Source organism: Arthrobacter sp. M2012083, from assembly GCF_000281065.1.
Lineage (GTDB): Bacteria > Actinomycetota > Actinomycetes > Actinomycetales > Micrococcaceae > Arthrobacter.
The window spans coordinates 1-7,042 of the sequence record NZ_AKKK01000053.1 but is presented as its reverse complement, the minus strand read 5'-3'; the positions used below and the strand labels follow the sequence as shown (position 1 = coordinate 7,042).

General features: G+C 62.9%; 9 protein-coding genes. All 9 read left to right on the top strand.

Annotated features, from left to right (window positions below; genetic code table 11):
* The coding region (locus A477_RS23805; protein ID WP_286130203.1) for a hypothetical protein at window positions 1-185 on the top strand (185 nt) is incomplete at its 5' end.
* 419 nt (window positions 186-604) lie between these two features.
* Window positions 605-1,060, top strand: coding sequence for a hypothetical protein (locus A477_RS0118860; protein ID WP_017200447.1), 456 nt, complete (start codon window positions 605-607; stop codon window positions 1,058-1,060).
* Window positions 1,061-1,150: 90 nt separating this feature from the next.
* On the top strand, window positions 1,151-1,999 hold the full coding sequence (locus A477_RS0118855) for a COG1470 family protein (protein ID WP_017200446.1): 849 nt from the start codon (window positions 1,151-1,153) through the stop codon (window positions 1,997-1,999).
* A gap of 1 nt (window position 2,000) precedes the next feature.
* Window positions 2,001-2,516: a hypothetical protein gene (locus tag A477_RS0118850; protein WP_017200445.1), complete on the top strand. Its 516-nt coding sequence runs from the start codon at window positions 2,001-2,003 to the stop codon at window positions 2,514-2,516.
* On the top strand, window positions 2,513-3,778 hold the full coding sequence (locus A477_RS0118845; RefSeq protein ID WP_026005763.1) for an Ig-like domain-containing protein: 1,266 nt from the start codon (window positions 2,513-2,515) through the stop codon (window positions 3,776-3,778). The genes A477_RS0118850 and A477_RS0118845 overlap by 4 nt, the downstream gene beginning before the upstream one ends.
* A gap of 178 nt (window positions 3,779-3,956) precedes the next feature.
* Window positions 3,957-5,003 (top strand): FUSC family protein, encoded by a 1,047-nt coding sequence (locus A477_RS0118840; RefSeq protein WP_083848071.1) that lies wholly within the window; start codon window positions 3,957-3,959, stop codon window positions 5,001-5,003.
* Between the two features lie 97 nt (window positions 5,004-5,100).
* The gene (locus tag A477_RS0118835; RefSeq protein ID WP_044569193.1) at window positions 5,101-5,598 is read left to right on the top strand and encodes a MarR family winged helix-turn-helix transcriptional regulator; all 498 of its coding nucleotides are present in this window, start codon (window positions 5,101-5,103) and stop codon (window positions 5,596-5,598) included.
* A gap of 115 nt (window positions 5,599-5,713) precedes the next feature.
* The gene (locus A477_RS0118830; RefSeq protein WP_237715838.1) at window positions 5,714-6,079 is read left to right on the top strand and encodes a hypothetical protein; all 366 of its coding nucleotides are present in this window, start codon (window positions 5,714-5,716) and stop codon (window positions 6,077-6,079) included.
* Window positions 6,076-7,042: serine/threonine-protein kinase (locus tag A477_RS22500; RefSeq protein WP_017200441.1), on the top strand; the 967-nt coding region annotated here is incomplete at its 3' end. The genes A477_RS0118830 and A477_RS22500, both read left to right, overlap by 4 nt.

Sequence of the window (7,042 nt, the reverse complement as noted above, 5' to 3'; positions counted from 1 at the left end):
CTCCGGCACCACCCGCCAGGAAGCCTCCACCATCCTCGCCGCCCACGGCTAACCACCCCACACAGCATCACCAAGAAGCACCACCAGGCATGCTCCCCACACGTGTTGAAAGAGTCCCTACCGACGGCATTGTTGACGCCGTCGGCAAGGCAGTACCAACAGGCACCACCGTAAGCATCACTTGACTGCCGCAGCACGGCATCGGGCCTGGACGCGTTGCCGAAGCCATCGAACGCCAGCGCAGTTTTTGCTCAAGATGGGCACAATGTTCGCGCACAAAAGTCAGGCTGGGACAGCTCCGCGGATATTTAGCTATGTCCACTCCTTGGACAGGCCCTGAGAAGGCGAGTACCCGCACCCCCCGATATGACTGTGGTCTCCGAAAGCGGCCCAAGTAGTGCGGGTTCAAAAACTGAGTAATGGCATCGCGAAGGTGGGTATCTTTCTCCGGTTGTTCGAATGAAAAATGGCGTACCCGGAAACCTAGCCACAGGGCTTGCGCTGGCTGAACTATTGGGTTCATCGCTTCATCCGACAACACCGATCGGATGCTGGGGGTTGCGATGCGGCTCCCCGGGACGTAGATCAACCAAGGAGCCTTATTATGCGCAAGCTTTCCAAGAAGAGCCGGATCACAGCAGCCGTCGCCGGCGTGGCACTGGTAGCAGTGGGTGGCGGAGCTGCCTACGCGTACTGGACCACAACGGGTTCGGGCAACGGAACGGCAACCAACTCGGCCGGCGGCGGAACGGTCGCCCTCCATGCGACGTTCGACGGCGGGCTCGCCCCGGGCAACCAGGTTAACGTAGCTTATACGGCCGATAACGCCACTACCTCCAGCACCGTGGTTGGAGCCCTCAGCGCCAATGTGACCACCAATGTGGCGGGCTGTCTTCCGGCCTGGTTCGAGGTCACGGCCAACACCACCAACACCAATGTGGCAGCAGGCGCCATCGGAACGTCCGTGGGCAGCGGCGTGCTGAAGTTCAACGACAGCACCACGGAGAACCAGGACGCCTGCAAGGGCGCAGTGGTGACCGTCAACGTCACCAGCCTGTAGCGCCTGACAGCCGGGGACCACCTTGCGAGTGGTGGTCCCCGGCCTACGCATTTCTGCCCGCAGCACCGAACACGTCCGAAAAGAGCTTCCATGGACCCCCGGCCAAAGCGAACGACGCCGTTCCGCCAAGCACGTGTGCCACTCCGTGCACTGATACTTGCGCTCGTAGTTGCCCTGGTCCCGGTGGCGGCGCTCGCGGCCAGCAGCGGGCAGGGCGGCTCCCAAGGGAACCAAACCAAGGTCTCCAAAGGGATTGTGGTCGCGCTGTCTCCCTCAAGCCGGAGCCTGGACCAGGGACAGTCCACCACGTATACCGTGTCAGCCACCTCCACGGGAGGCTTCACGGGAACCGTCACGTTCGCCGCCAGCGGTTTGCCGGCCGGAGCGGTAGCGGCGTGGCAGCCGACGTCGGTGGTTCTCACCTCCGGGAGCACCGCGCAGGTGACCATGACAGTGCAAACCGCACCCACCACCGCCGCCGGTAAGACGGACTTCACGGTGAAAGGCACCAGCGGATCTGTGCAGGCTTCAGCTCCGGCGCAGCTGCAGGTCCTGGAGGTCAAGCGGACATTTGATGTCACCGGCTCGGTGGACGGCTTGCTTGCACCGGGAACCACCCGGCCCGTGAACCTTCAGATTTCCAACTACAACAACAAGAGCATCGCGGTGACCAACCTGACCGTTGCCATGAGCCAAGTGGTCAGAACTCCCGAGGCGGTGGCTGCCAACCTGCCCTGCACCACGGCGGACTACAAGATCACCCAGTATTCGGGGACGTATCCGCTGACGGTTGCACCGGGCACCCGCTCACTTTCCGCACTCGGCGTGCCGGAGTCCAAGCTGCCGCAGATCGCCATGCTTGACACATCCAAGCTCCAGGACGGTTGCAAAGGCGCGACCCTCCATCTCGCATACACCGGCACGGGACAGGCGAACTGACATGAAGACGACAGTCCGAACTCCCCGCAGTCCCGGCAAAGGGCGCATGGCGCGAACCGCGGCTGCCACCGTGGCTCTCTGCATCCTCGGTGGTGCGGGTTCCGCGTACGCCTACTGGGTTAGCACCGGAGCTGGCAGCGGATCGGCAACCAATGGCACCATGCAGACCGTCACGGTGGACGCACTCGTCCCGGGCGATACGCTGCAAACCAGCCTGGTACCCGGCGGGTCTGCCGATGTCATTCTCCGGGCGTACAACCCCAACCCCCATGCCGTAACCATCTACGGATTCGCGTCGAACGGCCCCGTGACCGCTGGTACGGCCCACCCCGGCTGCACCACCACCGGAGTGACGTTCACGCCTCCGCCGGCACCCTTGGCGTCCCCAGTGACCATTCAGGCGAATACCTCCATCCAGCTCACGCTTGGCAACGCGGCCGGCATGAGTGCGGCGTCGGTGTCAGCCTGCCAAGGCGCCACGTTCAATATTCCTGTCACTCTGGAGGTACGGAAGTGAGCCGGCTTCGTCAGACCACTGGCCGGGCGACGTCCTCGCCCGCCACCCTTGGGCGCTGGAACAGGATTGTGGTGATTGTCCTCGGAATATTCCTGGTTTCCTGGGGAGGGCCGGCAGCAAGCGCGTTCTGGGGCTCAGTGAGCAGCGGTTTCGGTGCGGCCAAGGCCGACGCCGTAGCCCAGGGCGCGAGGCCCACCACCGCTGTTTCCGGCACCAGCGTGACGGTCAACTGGACTGCAAGCACGACGGCGGCAGGACGGCCCGTAACCGGCTACAGCATCGCACGCTACGCCACGGCGACGGAGGGGACCGGGATGGCTGCGGCAGGAACCTGCACGGGAACCATCGCCGCCCTCAGTTGTGTGGACAACAACGTTCCTACCGGGACGTGGTACTACGCAGTCACCCCGTTGCTCTCGGCATGGCAAGGCGCGGAAAGCACCCGGAGCGTAGCTACGGCCGTGGACGCGACCCCACCCGTGGCACCTGTTATCACTGCTCCTGCGTACGTGTATTCCAGCAATGTCAACAACGTTCCCGTCAGCGGCACCGCAGAATCCGGTTCTACCGTAGTGCTCACGGTCACCGGCGCCGGGGCCCAGCCTTTGACGCAAACCATGACGGCCAACGGTTCCGGAAACTGGACGGCACCACCCCTGAACATGAGCGCCTTCAACGAAGGAAATATCAACTACTCAGCGCGTGCAACGGATGCAGCCGGCAACACCGGCCCTGCAGGTACGGCAGCTTCCACGAAAGACGTGACCGCACCGACGGTGACCGGGGTTCAGCTCACTAACGGCGGAGCCACGGCCGGCAAGGTTGAGGCAGGCGATCATGTAACGCTGACGTTCTCCGAGCCGCTCAAGGCCAGCACCATCTGCAGTACCTGGACCAGCCCCGACAACACACAAACTGTGAGCGGCAACGGGAACAACCGGGTTGTGGTGAATGTCAGTGCTAACGATATTCTCTCCGTGACCACCAATAGCTGCCCGGTGCTGAGGGTAGGCTCGGTTGCTCTCGGAGGAGACTACACATCGAGCAATTTGAGTTTCAACACACCCAACAGCGGCGGCATCTTGCACTGGAGTTCGACATCCCAAACGCTCACCGTCACTTTGGGTGGAGGGAATGCTGGAGGGGCCATCCTTACTTCAGACAGTATCTTCCCGACTTACACCCCCGCCTCCGGCCTGACTGACGTCGCCGGCAACCAGCTTGGCACCTCGCCGGTCCCGGGGGCTCCGTCCCGCTTCTGACCCCAGGAATTTGTCCGTAGATAGTGCCCCTCATATACGTGATGAGGGGCACTATCTGCGCCCAATACCGGGGCAGCCCTAAAACCCGGGCGTAACCTTGAAGCGGACGCCAGCGCCGTCGTCGTACGTTTTGATCCTGCGACGAAAGGCGAGCCGCCCCTTGAAGGCTGTAGCGGAAATGTTCACGATGGGTCCTGGAAACAAGGACCACCATCCCGCACTCCGCTGCGCTGTAGGTGTGTTTGTTCCGCTGATCACGTTGACCCTGCTGGGACGACTGGATCTGGCCGTGTTCGCCTCATTCGGTGCGTTCACCGGAATTTATGGCCGGAACGAGCCCCACAGTGTGCGTTTCCGCAGCCAGTTGCGCGCCGGCGGCTTCATGCTTTTGATCGTTCTCCTGGCCACTCTTATGGCCCGCCTTGCGCAGGCCGCGGGCATCGAAGGCGCAGCTTATTCCTGGCTCCTGACGGCAGCCACCACTGTGCTGGCCGGTGTCTGCTCCGTGGTGGTGGCCGCTTGGCGGCTCCGGCCTGGTGGCTCGCTCTTTCACATTTTTGCCTTCGCTGCCATTGCCTCCATCGCCGCGCAACCTCCCCTCTGGGAAGCAATGCTGGTGGCGGTGGGGACAACCGCCTTTTGCTTGCTCATCGGCATGTCTTCGCGCGTGCTCAGGAGCCACCGGACACCGTGGAAACGGCCTCCGCGGATCCGTCACACCGCAGCTGAGCGGCGGGCGATCTGGCTTGAGGGGGGTGGTTATCTCGTGGCCGCAGGCTTGGCGGGGACCATAGCAACTTTGGTGGGGGAGCGGCTCGGGTTCGGGCACACCTACTGGGCCATGGTGGCGGCGGTGGTTCCGTTGGTGGGTCACTCGACGCGTCACAGGGTCAGTCGTGGCATCCAAAGGATCGCCGGAACGGTGATCGGCCTGGTGCTGCTGGCCGGCATTCTCTGGCTCAACCCGGCACCGTGGGCCATGGTCCTGGTCATTGCCGCGTGCCAGTTCGGGGCGGAGATGTTCATCGCGCGCCAGTATCTGGTGGCGCAGGTCTTCGTGACGCCGCTGGCTTTGATTGCCACGCTGTTGGCAGCGCCGGTTGATCCGGCTTTGCTGCTCCGTGACCGCATCGTCGAAACCGTCATTGGTGCCGCCGTCGGCGTTGCGGTAGTAGTGGCTCCGGCTGTTTGGCGGCGTCTGCGCGCAAGCGGGCAGGGCGCTTAAGCACTGATGGCCAAGGGCTCCGTCAGCGCCGCCTGATCAAATCGCCTAGGATCAATTGGTTAGACAAGCGAGATACATGTCTATCAAAGGACTGGTGATGAGCGACAAAAGTGAACGTCAGGGCTATTGGTACGGGCTGGAGAGCCGCAAGCAGATGGGTGCCGTGGACGTCCTGAACGCACTCAGGGACTACCGGTCGGCCGAAGCCGACATGCGGCGCAGAACTCAGGCGTCCATGGGGATGGGCGAAACGGACCTCATGGCTCTCCGCTATTTGCTGGAAGCCGAGCGCGCGGGCCGGGAGGTGGGGCCCAAGGAACTGACTGTCCGCTTGGGAATGACTTCCGCTTCCATGACCTCGCTGGTGGACAGGCTGGTCAGGTCGGGCTACGTCACTCGGGAGCCACATCCCACCGATCGACGAGCACTTATTCTCCGACCAACTCCAGGATCGGACCAGGAGGTCCGCAGCACCCTGGGCGATATGCATGCCCGAATGATGGAGGTGGCGGACACCCTGAACGCCGAGGAATCAGCGGTTGTGGTGGACTTTCTTAGGCGCATGCGGGGAGCGATCGATGGAGTTGCCACGTAGGTCCGACTGGACTTAAGTAGTAAGTACACATATAACTAGATAGCCAAGCTACTTACTAGGGAATGTGTGGGAGAGAACGATGACAGTCGCGCTGCGTGAACCAAGCTCCACACCAGTGGCTGAAAATACCGTGGACATTGTCACGGAACAGGCTATCCCCCAGGGACCCGTGCACTGTGGGTCCCATATGGCCATCTCCGCTGGGCCCTCCTACGACTCCATGCAGTGGGTTTCAGTAGAGCCGATCTGGCCGGAGTGGGCCTGCGGTTGCGGCTTCCGGATGGATATTGACGCCCTGGACCCCGTCAGCGGTGTCTGGATCGCGGCTCTCCGACGCCAGAGCCTGCAGCATGAACTTGCCGTTGCCCAGAACACCCTGGAGCTGACGTTCAAAAAGGCGGTCGACGCCGGTGTCGATGCTCGTGCTCTGGCCGACGTGACCGGAGTGCCTGCCACCGAAATCGAATCCCTCCTTCAGTGACGCTCCTTGACCGGGCGGTCGTCCGCGCTGATCGCGGGGCCGCAGGAATTGACCGGCGGGTCGCCGGAACTGATCGTGGGGCGATGGGCGCCAACGCGGTGCACCCCGAGGTGGTGCTTGGCGGGCGCTACCGACTCGGCGCCCAGCTGGGTGGAGGTTCGGAAGCGTATGTCAACGAGGCCCGGGACTTGCTCTCAGGCAAATCGGTAGCGGTGAAGATTTTCAGGTCAACGGACTCCAAGGACAACTCTCCATTTCGGCGGGAGCTTGAAATCCATGGACGGTTGCGGCACAAGAATATCGTCAGGGTCCTCGACTCCGGAGACGCAGTAGACAGCGATAAAACCGAGTCAGCCGGCAGTCGGGAAAGCCGCAGCTTTGTGGTGATGGAGCTGGTGGGCGGCAAGGACCTTCGCGGATTTTTGCAGGACAATCCCGCCTCTCCGAAGCAAACAGCCGCCTGGATGACCGACATTGCCCGCGCCTTGGCCCACGTCCACCGCCGGGGAATCGTCCACAACGACATCAAACCCGGCAACATCCTGGTGGACTTCGCGTCGGACCCGGGCGGTCCTGGAATCGCGAAACTGGCGGACTTCGGAATTGCCCTCAACGGGCGCCACGCGGCCCCGAACTCTTCCTCGGGCACACCGCATTACCTCAGCCCCGAGGAGGTATGCGGCGGAACATCCACAACCGCCAGCGACATCTACTCGCTGGGCTTGGTTGCACTCGAATGCCTGACCGGAACCAAAGCGTTCCCAGGCCCTCCCCTCGAGTCCATGGTGGCAAGGACTCTGGGGGAACCCCGAATTCCCGGCACGGTGCGGCGGCGCTGGTCCATGGTGCTTCATGCCATGACAGACCCCGACCCTGCCGGCAGGCCGTCTGCCAGCCAAGCCGTCGGAATGCTCCGACGGCTCGGCTGGGAGCCAACAATCAGGCAGATAGCGGCATGCGTCC